Raw genomic sequence first — 20,014 nt, 5'->3', positions numbered from 1 at the left:
TGTACACTTTTCTTGTTTTTCCTGCGCTCATTATCCGTTTCCTGTCATCTACGACGACAGCTTAAATGCTTGTCTCATTTTCTGGGTCCACTTTACTGGTCATCGTCGCCTACCACCGTCACGTGAGCGCCCGCCATTGCGTGCAGCTCTACCCACCGGTACTGGAGTGGGTCCGTGTCCTGAAACTCATCGACAATCAGATCGGTGAACGCGTAGGGCTTGATCTCTCCGGATTCCATTCCCGCTACCGATAGCCGGAGCATGTCCTGGAAGTCGATCTTTCCATTGCGCTCCAGCGCCTGCTGGTATGCGTTGTAGAGGACCGCCTCCTGTGTACCTGCCGTGACCCTACCGAAGTTGGTCTTGATCTTTTCGATGACAGGCACGGCTTCTTCGACTTTCCAGTTGAAGCCGTGCTCGGCCAGCACCCGCGCGAGCAGGCCCGTTCTGTCGCCGTCCGATGCGATATCGCACTTCGCACCTCCAGGCTTCCTCAGTTGCTTGAATGCCAACGAGTGAAACGTGCCATCAACAAGGCGGCGCTTTGCGTCCGGACTGGATAGCTTCAGGATGCGGTGACGCATCTCCACGGCCGCATCCTTGCTGAACGTCACGGCACCCACCAGCGACTTTGGATCCGAAAGCAGCAGCGCGATCTTGGTCGCAATCGTCTTGGTTTTTCCCGCGCCAGGGCCGGCGACTGCCAGGCAATGGCGGCGGGTTTCGGCAACCTCACGTTGCTGCGGGTTCAGGCCATCGAGCATGATCGGGGCCTATCGACCGCGCACCGTCGTCATGAGGCGCAGGTGCGTCATGTATCCGCGTACGCCCACCGGGTGGAACTTGCGCAGGAAGCGCGCGGTTTCCTCGTCGACGTCCGACTGGTCACGGATGCCGTTCCACACCAGAAAATCGAAGTGGTCCATTACGCGGTCGAACTTCATGACGATCGACAGCAGGCGCATCGAGAACCGCGAATACGTTTCGACCTCGATGTCCAGCGACGGCAACGTAACCGTCGGGCTGAAGACGATCTCCCCCCGGGACTTCATTTCGGTCTCTGAGCGCATGCGGAAGCCTTCAGCGACCTCGAACTGTTCGTTGACGTAGGCCTCAAGCTCGCCAACCTGCTTTTCAAACCAGTCGGTAACAGCGCCCTGGTCCTGCGCGCTGAATGTCGAACGGCCGAATCGTTGCATGTTAATGCTCATGCGGTTCAGGTACGGCCACCATTGTTCGAATAGCGGTTTGAGTCGCGTATGGTTCAGGCGCACCGCGGCAGGCACGATGGCGGCGCCGGAAAGTTGCCGGTCGAGCAGCTGACGGCCAATCTCACGGCGACGGCGAACGATCGCGGCGCGCTCGGCCGGCGGCAGGTCGCGGAACAGTTTGCGCGTACGTGCGACCTGCTCGCGCTTTTCCTGCGCTTCGGACTCGCTGATCATCCCTTCTTTCTGAAGGGTCGCAGCGTCGTCCTCCATCTGCTGGAGTTCACGTTCGAGCTCGCCATCATCAGCGCCATCGGTCGTGGGCGTGCCTTGCCCGCCCGGTGCCGGGATATCCCCGTTCAATGGCGGAATGGCCGGTGCGGAAGCGCCCTTTGCGACCACCTTGGTATCGTCTGCGACTGTCGTTTCTTCGTTGATCGTGCTCATGGATGTCCTTGTCGAAGGCGCTCGCGCGTCGGCGCGGCATGAACCCATTGTTCCGGCTTCGTGATGCTCGAACAGAGCGAAACCTAGGTCATTTCAGGCGTCTTTCGCCAAGTGGCTTCGTCGACGTGCGCGAACGCAGCGCGGAGGCGAACAAGGGTGCTGGGGCGGGCTTAACGCGTTAAGACGTTAGTCTGGAAAAAAGAAAAACGGCCAGTGGTGACTGGCCGCTGGTCGCGACGGGGAGCGAAGCTGGAGAGGACAAGTACTTGCGGGCGGCTGGAGAGTGCCTATAACCGGTTACGGGCACTTTTCCGGAATGATGCTGGTTTTCGTGTAGCTTTGCGCCGGAAATCCTTACAGGAAGATTCGGATCACGCAGCCACGGTCCGATAACGCGCACTCGATGCCTTGAAGCGGCCGCGGCTGGAGGAGAAAGTGCCGAAACCAAACACGGCCCCAACGCTCATGAAAACCGTCATCAGGTACATCTCCCATAACTGCTGCTGCACAGATCTGGCCATCGAGTCAATCGAGCGCTTTTCGAGTCCCCAGGTCTTGCAGGTCGCGGAAGGCAGTACGACTGATCCTGTCGGCACCGGTTTCGGATCCTCGCAACGGCGAACCATCAGATAGCCTGGTGGCGCGCCGGGGAGTTGCGCCGCCTCGGAAGCGTACTGGAATATTTCGCGCGGGATCGTGGCAAACGAGAAGTAGCTGGCGTACGCGAGTACTGCACAGAAGACCACGCTTGGAATCGCGAAAAAGACGTAGAAGGCCCACTTCGCCCAGAATGCGACGTGTCGCGCGACGAGCCAGGCGGGCAGGACCCGTTGAAGGACAGTTGGGGGTGTCATGATTTACCTCACTTTAAATGGTTAGTGGAAGTGCTCAGGAATTGGTCCCAAACCCATGAAGGTCACCACCCGCAAGGCATCAGGATGCGAAATTCCTGTTGCGCGGTTCTGCCTACCTCGCCAGCCAGCGCCAACGCTGAATGGAGATCGGCCGTCAACGCCGCGCAGTGACCGTTCATGGCGACCACCAGGCACACGGCGGCAGCACGAATCGCAACCAAGACGGACAGAGGTCCCCGCTCGTCGATTCCAAAGTGCTGCACGGCATGCCAGAAGCGCTGTGCGCGTTGCTGCGTGACAACTCGGTTCATTTAGATTCCTCCTCTGTGGTCAATGGCGATGCTAAATGGATCAATCGTTACTGGTACGACGACGCGGCCCGCCACAGCAGCATCGAGAGAACCACGGACACGCCTACCCAGTACTGTGCGAGGACCGGGACCGGCACGATCAGCACCGCGAACGTGACGCCGAAGATCAGCAGAATGCCGTGCGCGGCCAGGTGGAATGACAGCGGACTGGCAAAGCCGGCAGCAGCAGCCTTGATCTTCCGTCGCACCGTGCCGTCGACAAATGCCGCGGCGCCGAACGCGATGGTCCCGACCAACCAGAGCTTCATGACCGTGAGGCGGTAGGTCGTCCGGTAGATCAGCATCCAGAAGTGCTTCACCCAGGTCCGCGCGAAATCACCTGCACCGGCGTCACCGATATCCGAAGTCGCGGTCGCGGTTGCATGAAGCGACTTGCGCACGAGTCCAGTCTCAACGAACGTGTCCTTGAACAGCGCGTTGGCATGTTCGGTCGCCTCGTCCGCGCGCGCCTGGCCGAGGGTCGCCGTCACCGACTGCACTTCGGTTTCGGGCACCTCGAAAAGCGCCGGCGATGGAATAACTGGCATGACGCACACGGCCATGATCGGCACGGTGAAGAACCACCATTTGATGTGCCCAAAGAATCGGCTACCGGCCATAAAAGTGCTCCGCGAGCCGTGTCAGCAGATAGACCGGAAACACGGCGAGACCAAACAGGCCAACGTAGAAATGCAGCGGCCGGCGGAATGCAAACACGGCCATCGCGTACACCATCGCGCCCGGCCCGGCTGCAAACTCTGCCGGTGGCGGTGCGTCTGGTTCATCCTGCGACCTCGCCGTCGAGATCGCACGCCGCACCGTGGCCGGGTCAACCCGCGTCAGCTTCGTTATCAGAAAAGCAGTGGGCGACATCGTAGTCCTCGAAGTACATGCGGAAGTTTTCGCCGGTCAATGCGCGCGCTGCAAGCTGCATCGCGGCCGAGCGCTGCGTGATGTGTTCGGGACACCGCTCATCGACCATCCCGGTTTCAAGCTCCGCATAGCGTGCCTCGAAGACCGGAACTGGCTCGAACATCGGCGACCATACGTGATACCGCTCACCCTGCCGCGCGACATAGCGCTTTGCATAGAGCAGATGGGCATGCTCGAAAAGCCCCTGCATGAATGCAATGTGCGAGTCGCCTGTCTTGCGCACCCGCCTGAAGCCGGCGAGCGCCGAAGTCAGCATCTCTTTGACAAGTGGCTCCTGCGCGCCCATGAATCTCTGGCCGACGAATTCGGCCACGCGCGAGCATGCAAGCTCGAGCTCTGGCGCGAGCGTGAACACCGGAACGAGACGGGTGGACAGCTTGCAGTCGCGGATGATTTTCTTGAATACGGCGGGCATGCGTTGGTTTTCAGCCTTGAAGGATTGGAATGCGGCCCTGATAGACAGCGCCACCGGAGATGCGCATGAAATATTGCAGGTTCGGCAGTCTGTGAATCAGATCAGTTGGAATGAGCGGTACTTTCTCCAGTTGTAGCGAGCGTGAGACGCCCCCAGTAAATTCGCCTATGTGCGCCTCGCTACCAGTACTCGTTGAACTGCTCGTCACGAGGTTTCGGATCGCGGTCTCCCCTACCTTTTCGGAGAACCACTTTGCCGTGTCACTGTCCTCCAAGCGTAAGACGACCTGGTTGTTCAGATTGCCCAAAACCTGCAGCATTTTTGCGGCATTTCCAAGCCGCGCCTCGAGGTCGGCACGTGCCTGGAAAGCGACGAATGCCTTGAAGCCGGCTCCGCGTCCCTTGTTGAGCACCTGGATCACCTGCTCGTTGATCGCTTCGGCAATCTCATCAATGATCAGCACCACTTCAGGTGGTGCGTCGTAGAAGTTATAAATCGAGCCACACACCGCGGCGACGTCGGCCAGGATCATCGAGGCGATCGCTTTCTGCACGATGCTGTTCGACAACGAATCGAGGCCCATGTACAGGACGGCCTTCTGCTTGATGATCTTGTCGATGTCCCAGATCCCGCGCTCGTCTTCGAAGTCGTCTACCTTGGGCGCCAGCATCAGGCCAGTCTCGCCGGTGGCCAGCATCTGCAACAGCGGCAGCGCCGACGCGATGATGCGCATGTAGTGCTCGCGGTCGTGCACGTGCGTCGCGATCAGGCCGTCGATTGTTTCGTGTCCCTTGTCGAACACGGCAAAGCGTGAGTTATAGAGCGCCACCATCCCGTCGACGCGCGAAGCACCCGGCTTCTGGCCCAACTTCGTCAGCTCGGTTGCAACCTGTGTTTCCCAGTCCTCAAGGCCGTTCAGCCGGAAATAGCGGTCGAGAGCCTTGTCCAGCAGCGTGGTGATGCCTGACTGCGCGTATTTCAGGATCGAACGCAACGTCGGCTTGTCGCCGATATACAGTTCGCCCTTCACGGCGCGGTCGATGAACAGGAACGCGAAATCGCGAAACGGCCCCTCCTCCATCAGTTGCGCGATACGGCTCGGAATTTCCGAGGGCTGCGACCAGTTCTCGATCGGGTTCAGGCGGATCGACTCGGAAGGCTTGGCCTGATTGAAGTAGAGGAACTTGCGGCCAGCGCGGGCGCACTCCTTTTCGACGCGGCGCTTCCACTCGGCATCGTTTTTCGGATCGACGATGATCAGCACGTCCCCGAGATGGATCACCTGGGTGGAGATCACCTCATAGGTGCGGGTCTTGCCGGCGCCGGTCGTACCCCCCACAAGCGTATGGCCGCCCATCGCCTTGTAGTGAAACGGGACGAGTCCCTTTTTCGGCTCCAGTCCGTGAAGCCAGCACGAGCCCTGCGGCATGCGATCGCGGATGCTGTCCTTGGGCGCGAAAATGGATTCGATCGCGTCTTCGAGCTTGCGCCCGGTCCGGGTTTTCGAAAGCCATTTCGGCATGCCGGGAATGTCCGTCGACGGCATGCGCATGATGTCGTGCGCAATCTGGCAGTGCTTCTGCGTCCACTCATAGCCGATGCCAAGATACATCGAGTTGACTTCGGTGCGCATGCGCTGCTGGATCGACAGGAGCTTTTGCACGTCTAGCGTTGTCAGCCACTTGGTGGAAATGGCCATGCGAAACTTGAGCGCCCGCCATACCTGGGTGCTGCGCAGTAACAATGCGAGCAGCGCGACGAGGACAAACGCCCACCAGTATGGCATGCCCGAGAACGGCAATATGGCAATTGCGACGAGCCAGAACGTGGCGGCGCGAACCTCGAAGATCGGCCGGAAGTGATTGATATAGCTGTTCATGAGCCACCCCTGGCGAGAATGAGTTCACCGGCGCGCGGCCCAAAAACGATTTCACCGTTGCCGTTCGAAACCAGCAGACTGCGCTTGCGAAGGTGCTCAACGAGCGTGTCACTCGCGACGCCGTAAGAGCCAACGAGGCGCTTGGACACCACCAGCCCCGTGTCATCCCACCTGACTGCGGCTTTCCCGGCCGTTACATCCTCGCGCAGCAACCGGAACAGTTCACGGATCATGTTTGGTACGTCCTTTAGCACCGTGGCGAAATCGTCGGAATCGGCCTGCCGTTCGCGTGCGGCGGTTGGAACATCAGCAGGATTCATTGAGGGCGGTCGTGCCGCGGCGAGCTTGGCCGGATCGTCGGAAAGAAACGGCAGGCCAAGTTGATCGACGCCCGGTGCGGCTTGCGCCGCATCCGGTGCGACGATGGGCACGCGAGGTGTCCCTTCGACGTCTCCGACCGGTTTCCCCGGACCGGAACCGTCTGTCCCCTCCGATACGGTTCCATCTGCTACGGGCGGCGAACTGGGCGAGGTCTGCGCCGTGCTCGCGGGAGGCCCTGCGATGGTTGGGTCCGCCGGCGTAGCCGCCGCGACTGTCGGCGCTACGCTTGCGCCGGCGGGAGCCGTTGTGGGTGCAGTAGGCGCCGTTACTGGCTGCACGGCGGCCGCGACATTAACCGCGGACGGCACCGAAAACGCGACGGGCTCAAACGCCTGTCGTTGCGCCTTGCGGTCAAAATCTGCCGCCACCTCGATGGCATGCCGCACCACTTTATGGATGAGCGACTCCACGCCGTCTGGCCGTCGACTGGGGTTGATCGCGCCAAGCATCTCCGAGAGCACGGCCGCATCAAGGCCAACCAGCAATTCCTGTCCTATCAGCATCTGCGCGAGCATCGCCGTTCTCATGCGCTCGATTGTCAAAGGTGCGGCGCGCCGACGTACGAAGTACGGTGACCCTCCCAGCCATGCGGACGCACCGCCATGCGCCGACGGATTCCACTCGGCCTGATCGCGCTCGCGAACGATTGCGAAGTGTCGGTACGGTTCGTCCAGACCCGAGCACACCGCGGCCAGAAAAACTGCATGGTTGTATTGCGGTTCGATCCGCCGCCGCTGCTCGGAGGACAGGGTCGCGCCAAACTTCTGGCCGCCGGCAAGGCGCATCGCATAAAACGCCGTCTCCACCGTGAAGCGAAACGCCCCGCCAGGTTCGCGATAGAGATCCGCGTTTAGCGGAACGGTCGAAAACCACTGCGCGCAGCGCTCCAGCACCGCCAGCCACCTGCGCTCGAATTCGCTCTCACGTGCCTCGTTCGCGCACTGACGGATCAGGTCAATGCGCCGCTGGTTCTGCGTCTGCGCGAGCAGCTCCGCAGCAGGCAGCGGCTTATGCAGGCTTACGCCACTCACAGCAGCCCCCCGCTTGCGACCTTCGCCACCTTTCCAAGGGCCGAACCGGAAGCATTGGCGCCACCACCGAACATCCCGGCGATCTTCGGAATTTCAAATGAGAGCAGGAACACGAAGATCGACAGATCCATAACGTAGGTCGCGCCCACGGGCGTGGAGAGGCCGATTCCTCTTGCTGCCACGATCGCCTTCAAAAGCGATCCGGATACCAGCTTCGTGAGGATCGCGGCCACGACCGTGTACATGCTCGCGCTGACCATGAAGTCAAGCCACGACTTGAAATAACCCCGGGTGAAGGGTGAGAAACCCAGTGCGACCGCAATCTGCCCCATTACGATCCCGGCGGCCGCCTGTAGCTGGCCGATGTTGGAGAAATACTCGAACACCAGCGCCGTCAAGCTCAGAACCAGATAAGCAAGCGCCAGTGGACCGATCATCAGCAACGCCTTGATATATTCGTACCAGGCCGCGCCGTCCAGGGACTTCACAATGGCGTTGTAGATGTCACTCGCTGCTGCCCCGAGCCCGCTTGCGCCGTTTGCGACATCCGCGCCGGCGATATCGTTGGCGAGCGTTCCGAACCAGCCGTAGAAGCCGGGCGCGAACGTCGCGTAGCCAACATAAATCGAGGCAAAAATACCCAGCATCCCGAGGTCCTCGAACACGCCGAGCCATGCCATCGTGGGGTGGGGCGTCGCGGCATACCTGGCGAAGGCAAGCACCAGCGTAATCACTGCCAGGCCGCCAGCCAGTTTGTCAGCCTCGGGCTTCACAAGCTTGCTCGCGTCTACTGCAGTCGCAATAACGGCGTTAAAGAGCGAGCTGATCGCGGACAGCGCCTTCGTATTGCCGGTGCCGATTTCCCCCGGGGTGTACGAAGCACCTGTTGTTCCTGTCGGAGTCGTCGTTGGCGGATTTGGAGTGCCTGCTGGGGTCCCTGCTGGCAGGGCACCGGAGGCACTGGTTTGTGCAAGGGCGATTCCGGGCGAGACCACGACAAACAGGATGGCCAGCAGTGCGACTGCAGTGCGTATGAATCTGGATGGGGTTGTCATGCTGGTTTTCAGTTTGAAGGCAGCGCGTTGAACTGGGCGCGCTCGACATCCTGCTGGGTCGTGAAACTCTGCATCGCCTGCATCTTTGCCTGTTGCTGGCTGTTCGCGAGCGACCGGTCCTGGGCATCGGCCTGCTGTCTCGCGGCGGTCATCTGGATCAGATCAGCGTTCTGGCTCGACACGATGTCCAGATAGTGCGTGGTGAGCGTCGCCGTGGCCTGGGCGGTCGGTGTCAGCGCAAGCTGCGCCTGCAACTCAGCGCGGCGTTGCGCCAGTTGCTGCGAATGGCTGAAGACGTTATTGCCCGTCTGGAACAGATTGGTTGCGACCGAATTCCCCTGGTTGTACAACGCGTTCATGTCCGAATACCACTGTGTCGGCGACTTTCCCGAGGAAGATATCAACGTCTGTGCCTGCCCGAGCCATGCACTTCCCTGCTGGAGACTGCCGTACAGTTGCGTGAGCGTGTCCCTGTACTGGTTGATCTGGGCGATGTCGCCGCTGATCTCGCTAAGCTGTGCCTTCATCGCCGTCGGATTAAGAACAGTCGACTGCAAGAGCTGGTTCGCCTCCATCTGATACTGATAGACGAGGTTCGTATCCTGGTAAATCTCACCTTTCACCGCCTTTGCCGCAGTGACCACGTTCTGTGCGTAGTTCGACGGATCGAACACGACGTCCCAGGCATAGGTGGATTGAGTCGTTAGCGTGACCATGGCGACGAGCGTCGCGATACGCAAGCACTTCATTTTCATCGTTGCCCTCATCAGTCGGCCGTCATGATTTCGTTGATATAACCCTCGCGCCAGTCTGTGCGGCCTGACGCGAAATGCTTGTCGAGCACCGCCTGCGCGCGCCCGTCTGCGCGTAACATCGCAAGCGTTTCCTTCGGAAAGGACGCCTGCAGCATGCGGCAATGGTCCGGCGACACCCATAGGTAGTCGCGATTCGGTACCGCGTCGGAAATCATGTTGACCTGATCGCGTGTGAGCCCGATTACGTCGCAGTAAAGCGCGAGGTTGTTGCGTGCGTCGCGGTTGGGCAGATAGAAGAAATTCGGAATGTTGTCTTTCAGAATTTCGAAATTCTTGACGCGTGCCAACTGGCCCAGCGACTGGGTCGCCAGGACCACGGTTCCGTTAAGTCCGCGGATGGTGACAATCCAGATTTCGAGGCGCTTGTAGAAGCGTTCATACTGGAAGAAGAAGCCGCATTCTTCGACCTCAATGATTGTGTAGCGCGTGCCGTCAAGCCATTGGGCTATCCGGTAAAAGGCATAGTCCATGAACAGGGCCGCTGCGACCGGATAGTTTTCGAACAGGTCGCCCATCTCGATGGCGATGTCGTCGGTGAGCGAAAACGCGTCTTCGGCGTGGTCGAAGAAGTGTCCGTGCTTGCCGCCCTTCGTCCAGAGTCCGAAGCGCTCGCGCAGCTCAACGGGCAGCAACGTGTTCAGGTTGGAAAGCGTCCAGAATTCAGCGCCGTAGCCGGTACCCAGCGTCTCGACCGCCTCGAAAAGCAGGGTCTGTTGCTGCGGCGAGCAGCTGAAGTCGTCATCCTCAATGGCCATCTGCACCCACTGGGCAACGTATGCAAAGTGCCGCCTGTCATGCAGGAGCGACAACGGGTTGACATGAGTGGCCGCTGCGAACCGGCCCGTCACGTCAACAAACTTGCCGTTGGACAGCACCGTCGGAATTCGCGTGGACCGGTTCTTGTCGAACTTGATCCGGCGCGCACCGTACCGCCCCGACTGCGACATCAGGAAATTCAGCATGATCGTCTTGCCGGCGCCGATCGGACCGATCACCATGGCGTGCGACTTGCCGCCCGGCTGATGGAGGGTGACCCGCTGCAGCGTTTTGTACCGCGTGGGCAAGAGGCTAAGAGGCCCGGTTTTGCGGCCCGACTGCTGAGTCAGCCATTCGTTGACGTCGGAGCCTTCAGCCACGCTGCGTAGCGGAGCGATATCGGATACGGCCGGCGTTTCCACAAATTGCAGACGCTTTTGCTGGTCCCAGCGCCCCGGTAGCGTGGACGCCCAGGAGGCCGCCAGGTTGTCGCGCTCCAGGATGACGCCAAACCCGGCATTCCCAATCAGACCGATAACCTCACTGGTCGCGTCATCACATTCCTGGGCGGTAGCGCCGTAGACAACAATGGAGATATTCGCGAAGCCGTACTGCTGGCCGTCCGCAACCAGCTTCGCCAGCGCCTTTTCAGCTTCCTTGGCCAGCTGCTCGCGCCCTTCGTCATTCTTCGGGTCTTCCTTCGTGAAGTAAGCCTTGAGCATCGCGACAGGGTTGAAGGCGGCGACCTTGTAGAACTTCCGGATCTTCTCGATGTAGCTGGTCGCCTTGTTGCGGTCGAGGAACCGGAACATCACACAGATGTCGAGTTCCGCGTCCACTTCGGCGAGGACGTCGAGCGCCGCCGCCTGGAAGCCCATCCACTCTTTCACGCCGATGATCTTTGCGTAACGGTTGCCGTGGGCTGATTCGAATAGCAGGTGCTCCGCGCCGACAGTCATGTACGACTCTGTGAGGTGCGTATCGAGCATCGTCACGGGATACCGGACCCGCCGCGGCGGCACCGACGGATTGGCGCTCTGATGCAGGAACGCGAGTGCGCGCTGCAGTTCCAGACGCTTCGCCTTCAGGCGCGTAACACCGCCCTTGAATGCGTCGAGAACCGATTCGAACCGCTTGATGTCAGCCGTCAGCTTCTGCACATCGAAGGCGAACGCGCTGCGGGCGAGTATCTGGTCCTTGATGGTTTCATAGATCGCAACGAGGACGGATTTCCCGCCCACCGTCATGTGATACGCGACCTTTTCGAAGACCTTGTTGATTCCCGTTTCTGGCGTGTAGGCGAGCGCGAGCGAATGCGAGTTGCGAAAGTACCTGCCGCTCGTCGCGACCTGCTGGTTAATACGGTCTATCCGCTCGTCGACGGGCGCCGTGAACCCTCCGTCGATGCTGCTGCGCACGCGGCGGTGTGACAGACGCCACCACGCGGTGATCCGGTGATCGAAATTCTTGCAGGCGTGATCGAGGTTATCGCGCGCCGCCGAGATATCGGCCGCATTCGGGGAATCCGCGTCCACGCCTTCGAACGTGAAGACGGTCAGCAACGAACCGTCCTTGTCCAGAACAAGCTCCGGTGTGACCATCGTTGCCCACGGCGCAATCTCCTGGATCGGCCGGCGGGACAGTTTCCACTTCAGCATGGCAGGTCCTGATCAAATCCGTAGGGTCGTTTGAACCGGGCCGCAAAGCGCGTCGACGGGCCCGGTTCGTAGATATCGGCGTAGCGGTTGTAGACCTTCGAAACCTCCCGCCACCACGGATCCTTTGTACTCTTCCAGCGCAGCAGCCAGTGGAGTCCGATGCCCACGGGGAGAAATGCGGGCGTCATGCTGCTGTAGCAGAGCAGCAGCGTGATGGTTCCATTGGCGATGGCAAGGCTGCGATCGGCACCACCCATCTGACGGGGCTGCGATAGCGAGCGACTGACTTTCCTGGGTTCACGCACGGGTTGATGGCACCGTCAGAGGGTTGATGACTTACGAGCAGGTGTAGTTGATCATCAGGTGATTCTTGACGATCGGAATGGCAACAGACGCAAGACCAAGACCAACAAAGACCGTGGAAATCATCTTGCCGATGGTGCTCTCCGAATTACCGATTGCCACCGCACCGACGATGATCAGCACAACGCCGATCGCGTAAAGCCACGGACCGCTGATGTAGGCGGAGATGAGACAGACGATCCCGGTGGCCGAGCCAAGGTCGGACATATCGACCGCCGATGCCATTGGTGCGACCGATGCAAGCGTAACGGCGACGAGCGTCGAACGGATTTCTTTACGCCCGAAGAGGAACTTCGCGGCGTTGCGCGCCCGCGTATGCCGTCTGACGGACAGGTTTTTGAGAGTGGACTTCAATGGGTGCTCCAGTGGTTAAAAGACGCGTTTGAGGATGTAGTCCCCGTCACGGAAACCCTTGATTTCAAGGATTTCCGAAACGTGGCGAAGCTCGCCGGTGCGACGCAGATGCACGACGTAGTGAAAGCAGCTCGCAATGTTCTTGCGCAGATCGGCGAGATCCCACCGGGTGCCGGAGGGAACGCCAAGCATCGCGAGACTCTCGAGACGATCCAGCGCGCCGCGTGCGTCGTTCGAGTGGACGGTCCCGAGGCCCCCGTCGTGGCCCGTGTTCAATGCCTGGATGAAGTCATAGGCTTCGCCCCCGCGCACTTCGCCTACGATGATCCGGTCGGGTCTGAAGCGCAGGCAGAGCGCTACCAGCAGGCGGGTCGAAACTCCCTTTTCCTCGTTGGAAAGAAAGCGCACGCGGTTGGGCACCTGAAGCTTCAGTTCCATCGTGTCCTCGATGGAGATCACGCGGTCCTCGTGCGGAATCTCCGCGACGCAAGCGTTCAGAAACGTCGTCTTGCCGGTCGAGGTACCACCTGCAACCAGGATGTTCTTTCGGGCAACGATGAGTTTGCGCAATGCCTCGGCAACTCCGTCGTTCTCGATCCCCTGTGCGAACTCTATATCTCGCGCACTCTCGTCAAGCACGTTGACCCTGGAGAAGGCACCCATCGACACGTAGTCGGCGAATGAAAGCGTGCTGTCGCGGTGTTTGCGGATCGACATGGCGTGTCCGTCGATCGCAGTCGGCCGCATGACGGCCGCGATACGCAAGTTTGAATGCCCCGCGTTGATGATCCCCTGGGCAGTGCCCGCGCGCGCCGACTTCTCTACCGAGGTCGCGAGCGACAGGATCGCGCCGTTGAGCGTGGACTGGTTCAGTTCGAGGTCCAGGCGATGCATCTTGCCGCGGCTTTCGATGAACACGTTCCGAAAATCATTGACCATGATTTCGGCCACGTCGGGCGCTTCGAAGTATTCGCGCAGCGGTCGCACGGATTCAAAGAACATTTTGACCGCGCTCTCTTCGAGAGGGCGCAGCTTGAGCAGGGAGTTTTCGGCAGCGTCGGGCATGCAGTTATTGTTCCGGCTGTCCGGTGCGCGCGACGAGCGAAAGCGACGCTAATTCGGGCAGCTTTCGACGACGCGCGTGGCCCGTTGTCGAGCGACGATGACGACATGGGCAGCAGAGCAGTCAGGGGTGGCTATAACCGGTTACAGCCTGTTTTCCGAAAGCTCCAGAAAATCGTGTAGCTTTTGAGTGTTGCAACCTGACGGAATAACGTATGCGCGTAGGTCGGCCAGTGAAGGCGCTCCCTCAACCCATCTGCAGTTACTGCGGCCAGAACGCCGCGCTCGCCCGTGCTGGGGACGAACCGTATCCCTATCGGGAAGATCACGGCCCCATCTGGATCTGCACGGCATGTCAGGCGTGGATTGGCGTCCACTCGCGCAGCACACGCAATGTGCCGCTTGGCCGGCTTGCCGATGCCGCATTGCGTGAAGCGAAAAGCCAGTTGCACGATGCGCTGGAGCCGTTGATCGCAGCCAAGGTGCGCCGCGATGCCGTCAATCCCTTTTCGGCGCGCGCCAAGGCGTTGCGCTGGGTCGCGACTGAACTGGGTTTCGATCCCCCGCCCGCCTCGATCCACGACCTGACACTTGACGAATGTCAGCAGGCGCTACGCTATGTCGAAGCGTTCGTGCAGGCTCGCCGGCAGCGGGGCCAAGAATCAACTTGATAAAGCGTCGCCGCGCGCCGATATAGCCCGCACGATCACCACACACCACCACTACCGCAATTGACCGATGGCAAAACCAATCCCGTTCCGGCAAAGCCCACAGGCTGCACGAGCACGAGAAAACCGCACCCTGCTGCTGCCCATGCCGCTGGCGACCTGCGACGATCTCGCGCTGCGCGTGCATATCGCGCTCGATGCGATGCGCCGGGGAAGCGGCAACGTTCACGCGGCGCAGACCCTCACTCAGGCCATGATCCTCACCGGGTTTCTCGCGGAAGCCGGCTACGGCGAGGCGACGTTCGAGCAGATGCGGCAGGCCGAGGCCGACGTTTCGGCCGCGTTCGACCGGGGACGCGGCACGGGTGAATGGAGCCTGGACGACGATGCGGTGGACCGGTTTGCCGTCATCGTCTCGACCTACGATGGACAGTTGCGACAGGCGCCGCTTCGGGTGGTAGCGGAAGCAAGCGATCGCTTGGAGCGCTTTCGGGCGGGCGAACCGCCAGCATTGATGGCGAGAAAACGGGCCTGATGGCGAATCCGCCTGTCGGGTGACACAATTACTGAAAAATGGGTCGTCGAATTTAAGGCGATTTTTCGGTAAAAGTGGCACCGAAAACTCCGTGTTCTCATCGGCGACTGATTCGATAGCCGGTCGCAAGCCGCCGGCCAGCTTGCCGCGGCCACCGAACCGGCCACTTACGGCCGTTCGATCTTGTGTCCGATAGCGGACGTCCACAACGAGAAGGCGCGCTGCGGACGTCCGCTATCGGATTCTCCAGTTGCGAACTCAACCCACTAAGAGCAGCAATTACCGGACCCAGCGGGATGATGCCATTGGTTTGCTTATAGCACTGGATTCCGCAAAAATGGGTCAAATCCACTGTTTCCATCCCTCGGGGCAGACATGCGACTGGCTGACTTCATTCTACGTGACATGGAAACCATTCTGGCGCAATGGGAGACGTTCGCCGGCACGTTGTTGCCGGCAGCAGCAAACATGCAATCACTAGCCCTGCGCAACCATGCTCAACAGATTCTGGAGGCAGTGGCAAAAGACCTGTCGACATCTCAGACCCGCGACGCCCAGTTCGAGAAATCTATCGGGCAAACGCCCAAGCTGGCCGAAGCCCCTCAGACCGCCGCACAAACCCATGCCCTGTTGCGCGCGCGGGGCGGCTTTGACATCAACCAGCTCGCTGCCGAGTACCGCGCCCTGCGCGCCAGCGTACTTCGCCTATGGCTGGATGAGTGTCAGCCCGACGCCCCCCATCTGGACGACATCATCCGCTTCAACGAGGCCATTGACCAGGCCATCACCGAATCGGTCGGCTTTTTCAGTGCACACGTGGAGCAGGCCCGTAACTTGTTGCTCGGAATGCTGGGGCACGACATGCGCAGTCCGCTCCAGACCATCCTGATGACAGCTTCGTACCTTGCGGCGCTGAATGCCGGCGACAAAGTGTCGGACGCCGCGTCCCGTTTGATCAGAAGCGGCGCTCAGATGCAGGCGCTGCTGGACGATATGGTTGATTTCAATCGAACCCGGCTAGGTTTGGGCATCAAGATCGCACCGATCGAGGGAGACCTTGCAAAGCAGCTTGCCGATGGACTGGACCTGGTGCGGGCGGTGCACCCGGACCACGGTGTCGATCTGGACGTAATTGGCGACTGCCACGGTGTTTGGGACGGCCGGCGCATGCAGCAGTTACTTGGCAACCTGGTTCTGAACGCGATCAAATATGGAGCGCCAGACGTGCCGGTGCGTGTGACGGTGACCGGTCAGGAAAGCGAAGTCCGTCTGGAGGTGAGAAACAGCGGGGCCGCCATTGATCGCTCAACTCTCGACCGCATCTTTGATCCGCTCCAGCGTGGGCCGCACCATCTGGAAAGAAATGACGACAGCAGCCTCGGGCTCGGACTGTATATCGTGCGAGCGATTGCCGAGGCACACGGAGGCGGAATCGAAGCGCGCTCTGACGAGACAGAAACGGTGTTCGTTGTCCGCCTGCCCCGTCGTCAGTAACGTCCGGGCGACAGGTCCACCGATCGGCCGTCGGCGTGCTTTGTATGCGTCGTTCGCGAGCATGGAGTAACCGCTGTTGATACTACGACGCGGCAAAGTCTTGGAGTGGTCATTCTTCTCGTTCGCCTAACGGACAAAAACCGCTCGTGTGCGGAAGTTCCGGTTCTCCGCTTTCACTGCAAGCATGTGACTGCTTCGGGTCGCCAAGAGCCTCTCAATTCCCCCGGAACGATCTTTCAGCGGCCGCACGGCGGGTATCCCCTTCGCCGCGGCATTCGTTTGCGTCCGCAACCCTCCCCGGCTGTCCAAAAAATCCATGCGTTTCCTATCAGCATTGTAATTCTTGATTGGCGCGGTCATAGTTAGGTAAAAAATTACCTTGCAGATGTGGAACAATATCGATACGAAAATTTCCGAGGTGGCCATGTCCGTGCGAATTCGCAACAACGTCCAAGCCAGCGGCGACGGACCCCTCACGATGGTTTTTGCACACGGTTTCGGATGTGACCAAAGCATGTGGCGCTACGTTGCGCCGCGCTTCCAGGACCGCTATCAAACGGTTCTTTTTGATCTGGTGGGCAGCGGGCGCTCCGATCTTTCCGCTTACGATTACGACAAATACGGCTCCCTTCATGGATATGCCACGGACGTGCTCGAAATCGTGGACGAGCTTGCATCAGGCCCTGTGATCTATATGGGCCACTCGGTGAGTGCGATGATCGGCATGCTCGCCGCGTTGGAAGCACCGGACAAGTTTGCGGCTAATGTCATGGTGGGTCCTTCGCCATCTTTCATCAACGACGGAGATTATGTCGGCGGCTTTTCGCGAAGCGATATCGATGGATTGCTCGAAACCCTGGAAAGCAACTACCTCGGCTGGTCAAGCACGATGGCGCCAGCCATTATGGGAGCCCCGGAGCAGCCGGAACTCAGTGACGAACTGACCAACAGCTTTTGCCGGACCAATCCCGACATCGCGAAGCATTTTGCCCGTGTCACCTTCCTGGCGGACCACCGGGCCGAATTATCGCGTGTGACCACCCCAACGTTGATTTTGCAATCAAACGAGGATCTGCTCGCGCCACTATCTGTGGGGGAATATATGCATCGGAATATCCCGCAAAGCGTTCTCAGTATTGTGGAAAATGTCGGGCACTGTCCGCATCTGAGCGCACCAGGTGCCAGCATTGACGCGACGGAGGCCTTCTTACGAGGCCTGTCGTTATAGCGATGGGCGTCCCCAATCGGGAACTGCCCCCGGTCGCAGAAGCCTATGACCTCGCCTCGTGCGGATTGATGACGACGCTCGGCAACGGGACGATCGTGCGCGTCAATGCCACCTTTTGCCGGTGGGTCGGATATGAGGCAAGCGCGCTCGTTGAAGTGCGCCGGTTGCAGGACTTCCTGACTATCGGCGGCAAAGTCTTTCAGCAAACACATTGGTCGCCCTTGCTTCAAATGCAGCGCTCGGTGGCCGAAGTCAAGCTGGATATCAAGCACCGCGACGAGACGCTGATCCCGATGCTTATCAACGCGTCGCGACGGGTGTATCGCGACGAGATCTTCGACGATTTTTCCTTTGTTGTGGTGAAGGACCGCCACGCCTATGAGCGCGAGCTGTTGCTCGCTCGAAAAAATGCCGAGGCGGCACTCGAAGCAAAACGCGACGCTCAACACGCCCTGCAGCTGGCGGACCGACGCAAAGATGAATTTTTGGCAACGCTTGCGCATGAGCTACGCAATCCCCTCGCGCCGATGAGGATGGTGCTCGATCTGCTGAGACTTAAAGAATTCTCCGACCCACAGGTGCAGTGGTCCCATGACGTTCTGAACAGGCAGTTGGGGCACTTGGCACATCTGGTGGATGACCTGCTGGAAGTGTCCCGTATCAATGAAGGAAAGATCGAACTTAGAAAGACACGCGTCGATTTATCGGCGCTGATGCGAACGGCGGTCGAGACGTCGCAGGCGACTGTGGATGCCGCTTCCCACCAACTGACCATCGAATATCCGAGCACGCCGGTTTTCCTCGACGCTGACCCGACCAGACTCTCGCAAGTGTTATCGAACCTGCTCATTAACGCGGCCAAATACACCCCGCGTGGCGGCACATTGCGTCTCACCGGCAAGCAAGACCAGGGGTATGCGGTGGTATCCGTGCGGGATTCCGGCATCGGCATCTCAGCCGACGATCTTCCGAAACTATTCCGGACGTTTTCTCAGTTGTCCAAGGGAAAAGACTTTTCTCAGGGCGGTCTTGGCATTGGCCTGTCGCTCGTGCGGACCTTGGTTGACTTGCACGGCGGCACCGTCACGGCCAAAAGTGCGGGTATCGGATCGGGAAGTGAGTTCACCGTGAGACTGCCGGCATTGCTCGATTCGGAAAATCCACCAAGCAACGAACCCGCTCCTGTGCCGACAAAGGGCGAATCTAAGCGAGTGCTTGTCGTTGACGATAACGAGGACGCCGCGGCTAGCCTCGCCATGTTGCTTGAAATGGAAGGTCACGCAACGCAGGTCGCTGAGAATGGCTTACGCGCCATACAGTTACTCGGCGAGTTTTATCCCGACGCGGTTGTCCTGGACATCGGCTTACCCGGAATGGACGGCTACGAAGTCGCGCGAAACATCCGTAAAACGCGGTCAGGGCAAAAGCTGCTGCTTGTTGCGCTCACTGGGTGGGGCCTGGAGCAGGATAAAAGCGAAGCGAGGTTAGCAGGCTTCGACGTTCATTTCACCAAGCCAGTGGATGTCCAACGCCTATTGGACGCGCTAAACGGCAGCGAATCGGTTCCCCGTTTATAGTTGCGGGACGCGCTACGCTCAAGGTCGCCGCTCATTCCATCAGAAACGAATGGCTGGCGACAACTCATACAGGCCTAGCGAAATTGTCAAGGTTTAGGCGGCTAACGCTAACGTATTCATAGGAAAGCGCTCGTTCAGCATCACTTTTTTTCGGCCGAAGTGACAGCTAGAGTTATCGTTTCGCATCAACATGACCGTATCGGGGCGATACTTGGATGTGGCCGGCACGCACGGGGCCTCAGTGCAACGATCAGGTACAGCCAGCGCTGCATGACTGCTGGCTCTCGCTATGGCATCAACGGGTTTATTTTGGAGCGGCCGCACGGCGGGTATCCCTTCGCCGCGGCACGGCATTCGTTTGCATCCGCACTCTTTCCCGGCTGTCCAGTTTAATCCGTTTCCCTGCAGCTCTCCCGCCGTTCGGCGATTGGCCGCCCGAACCGGGTACCGTCCGCGCTTCGGCTCGCCGCAAGTAGAAGACCCTACGACGGCCGATTCCGGGAAGTCCAGTCAATTCCGTTTCGAGTCTCCAACGAATTCGGTTTACCGACACAGTGCAGGGGAACGGAATTCGTTGGACTGGGTGCCAACAAAAATCAAGAACTTGACAACAAATTCGGTCACGCGCTAGATAACGCGGAACCGAGTAAAGTGGACTCGCCGGATTTGTGACGCGAATTCGCTGGATTTGCCGGAGTGTGTGAGAGCGGCCCGCGCTGCGCCGGTTGCGAAGGCTGCGTGCGGCTACAAGCAGTCGTTCGGCAGCGTGACCCAGATCGTTGCCAATCGACCAAACCAGGAGCGCTATCAGATGCGAGTGCGCCGATCACTCAACCGTCAATTCCCTTTCAGAAGCTTTCGATCGTCCTCGATAGCAGGGATCGGAGCGCGTTACGCCGTCTTTTTGCCGCGCTGCCGGGCTAAACGATTGACCTCTCATAGCACGGCCCA

At 59.7% G+C, this 20,014-nt stretch carries 19 protein-coding genes and 1 pseudogene; 5 read left to right on the top strand and 15 right to left on the bottom strand.

Annotated elements, in window-relative coordinates; genetic code table 11:
- Nucleotides 1-95 precede the first annotated feature (95 nt).
- The 15 genes and pseudogenes from P3T40_RS36950 to P3T40_RS36880 all read right to left on the bottom strand — a co-directional run.
- Nucleotides 96-764 (bottom strand): annotated as a pseudogene (locus P3T40_RS36950) (UvrD-helicase domain-containing protein); the annotation flags it as partial.
- Nucleotides 765-773: 9 nt separating this feature from the next.
- A complete protein-coding gene (locus P3T40_RS36945; protein ID WP_429272632.1) occupies nucleotides 774-1,655 on the bottom strand; it encodes an ATPase in 882 nt (293 codons plus the stop codon).
- 371 nt (nucleotides 1,656-2,026) lie between these two features.
- A complete protein-coding gene (locus tag P3T40_RS36940) occupies nucleotides 2,027-2,509 on the bottom strand; it encodes a hypothetical protein (protein ID WP_429272631.1) in 483 nt (160 codons plus the stop codon).
- 62 nt (nucleotides 2,510-2,571) lie between these two features.
- The gene (locus tag P3T40_RS36935) at nucleotides 2,572-2,820 is read right to left on the bottom strand and encodes a hypothetical protein (RefSeq protein ID WP_429272630.1); all 249 of its coding nucleotides are present in this window, start codon (nucleotides 2,818-2,820) and stop codon (nucleotides 2,572-2,574) included.
- 47 nt (nucleotides 2,821-2,867) lie between these two features.
- Nucleotides 2,868-3,479, bottom strand: coding sequence for a DUF4400 domain-containing protein (locus tag P3T40_RS36930; protein ID WP_429272629.1), 612 nt, complete (start codon nucleotides 3,477-3,479; stop codon nucleotides 2,868-2,870).
- A complete protein-coding gene (locus P3T40_RS36925; protein WP_429272628.1) occupies nucleotides 3,469-3,732 on the bottom strand; it encodes a hypothetical protein in 264 nt (87 codons plus the stop codon). The genes P3T40_RS36930 and P3T40_RS36925 overlap by 11 nt, the downstream gene beginning before the upstream one ends.
- Nucleotides 3,689-4,207: a hypothetical protein gene (locus P3T40_RS36920; protein WP_429272627.1), complete on the bottom strand. Its 519-nt coding sequence runs from the start codon at nucleotides 4,205-4,207 to the stop codon at nucleotides 3,689-3,691. Before P3T40_RS36920 ends, P3T40_RS36925 begins: the two co-directional genes overlap by 44 nt.
- Nucleotides 4,208-4,217: 10 nt before the next feature.
- Nucleotides 4,218-6,086: a conjugative transfer system coupling protein TraD gene (traD, locus tag P3T40_RS36915; RefSeq protein WP_429272626.1), complete on the bottom strand. Its 1,869-nt coding sequence runs from the start codon at nucleotides 6,084-6,086 to the stop codon at nucleotides 4,218-4,220.
- On the bottom strand, nucleotides 6,083-7,498 hold the full coding sequence (locus P3T40_RS36910; RefSeq protein ID WP_429272625.1) for a TraI domain-containing protein: 1,416 nt from the start codon (nucleotides 7,496-7,498) through the stop codon (nucleotides 6,083-6,085). Before P3T40_RS36910 ends, traD begins: the two co-directional genes overlap by 4 nt.
- Complete coding sequence (locus P3T40_RS36905) at nucleotides 7,495-8,553, bottom strand: type IV secretion system protein (protein WP_429272624.1); 1,059 nt, start codon at nucleotides 8,551-8,553, stop codon at nucleotides 7,495-7,497. The genes P3T40_RS36910 and P3T40_RS36905 overlap by 4 nt, the downstream gene beginning before the upstream one ends.
- An 8-nt stretch (nucleotides 8,554-8,561) precedes the next feature.
- Complete coding sequence (locus P3T40_RS36900) at nucleotides 8,562-9,308, bottom strand: type VI secretion protein (RefSeq protein WP_429272623.1); 747 nt, start codon at nucleotides 9,306-9,308, stop codon at nucleotides 8,562-8,564.
- A gap of 11 nt (nucleotides 9,309-9,319) precedes the next feature.
- Complete coding sequence (locus P3T40_RS36895) at nucleotides 9,320-11,782, bottom strand: VirB4 family type IV secretion system protein (RefSeq protein ID WP_429272622.1); 2,463 nt, start codon at nucleotides 11,780-11,782, stop codon at nucleotides 9,320-9,322.
- Nucleotides 11,776-12,039, bottom strand: coding sequence for a conjugal transfer protein (locus P3T40_RS36890; RefSeq protein ID WP_429272621.1), 264 nt, complete (start codon nucleotides 12,037-12,039; stop codon nucleotides 11,776-11,778). The genes P3T40_RS36895 and P3T40_RS36890 overlap by 7 nt, the downstream gene beginning before the upstream one ends.
- Before the next feature lie 79 nt (nucleotides 12,040-12,118).
- Nucleotides 12,119-12,478: a conjugal transfer protein TrbC gene (locus tag P3T40_RS36885; protein ID WP_429272640.1), complete on the bottom strand. Its 360-nt coding sequence runs from the start codon at nucleotides 12,476-12,478 to the stop codon at nucleotides 12,119-12,121.
- Nucleotides 12,479-12,514: 36 nt separating this feature from the next.
- Nucleotides 12,515-13,564, bottom strand: a complete 1,050-nt coding sequence (locus P3T40_RS36880) for a CpaF family protein (RefSeq protein ID WP_429272620.1) — start codon at nucleotides 13,562-13,564, stop codon at nucleotides 12,515-12,517.
- Between the two features lie 212 nt (nucleotides 13,565-13,776).
- On the opposite strand from P3T40_RS36880, the gene P3T40_RS36875 reads away from it, so the two are divergent.
- The 5 genes from P3T40_RS36875 to P3T40_RS36855 all read left to right on the top strand — a co-directional run bounded on the left by P3T40_RS36875 (nucleotide 13,777) and on the right by P3T40_RS36855 (nucleotide 19,063).
- A complete protein-coding gene (locus P3T40_RS36875; protein WP_429272619.1) occupies nucleotides 13,777-14,232 on the top strand; it encodes a zinc-finger-containing protein in 456 nt (151 codons plus the stop codon).
- A 67-nt stretch (nucleotides 14,233-14,299) separates the two neighbouring features.
- On the top strand, nucleotides 14,300-14,764 hold the full coding sequence (locus P3T40_RS36870) for a hypothetical protein (protein ID WP_429272618.1): 465 nt from the start codon (nucleotides 14,300-14,302) through the stop codon (nucleotides 14,762-14,764).
- A 375-nt stretch (nucleotides 14,765-15,139) separates the two neighbouring features.
- Nucleotides 15,140-16,258 (top strand): ATP-binding protein, encoded by a 1,119-nt coding sequence (locus P3T40_RS36865; protein ID WP_429272617.1) that lies wholly within the window; start codon nucleotides 15,140-15,142, stop codon nucleotides 16,256-16,258.
- Nucleotides 16,259-16,682: 424 nt separating this feature from the next.
- Entirely contained in the window at nucleotides 16,683-17,486 is an 804-nt protein-coding gene (locus P3T40_RS36860) for an alpha/beta fold hydrolase (protein ID WP_429272639.1), read from the top strand.
- Nucleotides 17,487-17,488: 2 nt separating this feature from the next.
- Nucleotides 17,489-19,063, top strand: coding sequence for a hybrid sensor histidine kinase/response regulator (locus tag P3T40_RS36855; RefSeq protein ID WP_429272616.1), 1,575 nt, complete (start codon nucleotides 17,489-17,491; stop codon nucleotides 19,061-19,063).
- The last annotated feature ends 951 nt before the right edge of the window (nucleotides 19,064-20,014 follow it).

It is taken from the genome of Paraburkholderia sp. EB58 (assembly GCF_050436665.1).
In the GTDB taxonomy this organism is placed as follows: Bacteria; Pseudomonadota; Gammaproteobacteria; order Burkholderiales; family Burkholderiaceae; genus Paraburkholderia.
Note: the sequence above shows the minus strand (reverse complement) of the source record. Positions and strands in the feature narration are given on the sequence as shown.